Origin of the sequence: Planococcus koreensis (assembly GCF_004761975.1) — a bacterium.
Classification (GTDB): Bacteria; Bacillota; Bacilli; order Bacillales_A; family Planococcaceae; genus Planococcus; species Planococcus koreensis.
On the sequence record NZ_RQII01000089.1, the window covers coordinates 1 to 1,240 of the forward strand.

The following is a 1,240-nucleotide window of genomic DNA, read 5'->3' on the forward strand; positions in this document are numbered from 1 at the left end:
TTTTGTCGGCCCATCCGGCTGCGGAAAATCCACAACGCTGCGGATGATTGCCGGGCTTGAAGAAATCACGCAAGGAGACTTTTACATAGATGGCAAGCGCATGAACGATGTGGAGCCGAAAGACCGGGACATTGCGATGGTCTTTCAAAATTACGCATTGTTTCCGCATATGACGGTGTATGAAAACATAGCGTTCGGCTTGAAGGTGCGCAAGATGAATAAGGATGATGTTCATAAGCGCGTTTCGGAAGCAGCGGCTATTTTAGGGTTGGAAGAATATCTCAATCGCAAGCCGAAAGCGTTGTCTGGTGGACAGCGCCAGCGAGTAGCGCTCGGCCGTGCGATTGTCCGCGATGCGAAAGTGTTTTTGATGGATGAACCGTTGTCCAATTTGGATGCGAAGCTGCGCGTTCAAATGCGTGCGGTAATCACCAAGCTCCATCAGCGGCTGAAAACGACAACGATTTACGTGACCCATGACCAGACCGAGGCCATGACGATGGCAACACGCATCGTCATTATGAAAGACGGCTTTATTCAGCAAATTGGCAGCCCGAAAGAAGTCTATGATTTTCCGGATAACCGTTTTGTCGGCGGCTTTATCGGCTCGCCCGCGATGAATTTTTTCGAGGGGCATATGGAAAACGGCACGTTCAAGCTTGGCGACAAAGCGGTGGCTATTTTACCTGAACAGCTGGCAGTCTTGAAAAATCAGGGATATGAAGGCAAAGACATCACGCTGGGCATCCGTCCTGAACACATCCATGTCAATAATGAAGATCTCTCGAACCTGCCAGTCAGTGAATTCGATGCCACAATCACGGTTTCAGAACTGACCGGTGCAGAAACCATTATTTACGCGGTTTATGCTGGCCAGGAATTTATCGCGCGCGTTGAGGCCGATACGGCCATCGAACCTGGGCATACCGCACGCCTGGCGTTCGATATGTCGCATGTCCATTTCTTTGATGCGGAAAGCGGCAACCGGATTAAAAACGATGCAGCTATTGGCAATGAAGAAGCTGCAATTTTTCATAACTGACTTGTTCTGTTCAGACTGCTCCTTTTTTAAAATTTACGGTATATTAAAAATATTTCATTTTCAAGTATGCGTTTACCCTGCGGAAAATGAGGGGAAATAAACAAGTATACACAATTAAGGTAAAGGGAGTGGAAAAGAAATGGTAAAAGTTGCAGTAGAAGAACCGTTTGTTTCAGTTAAAGATGCATTAGAGAAAAA

1 protein-coding gene is annotated in these 1,240 nt (G+C 46.9%); it reads left to right on the forward strand.

Annotation, left to right across the window (positions count from 1 at the left end):
• A partial coding sequence (locus tag EGV91_RS17070; protein WP_135505867.1) for an ABC transporter ATP-binding protein occupies positions 1-1,042 on the forward strand: 1,042 nt, incomplete at its 5' end.
• Positions 1,043-1,240: the final 198 nt, after the last annotated feature.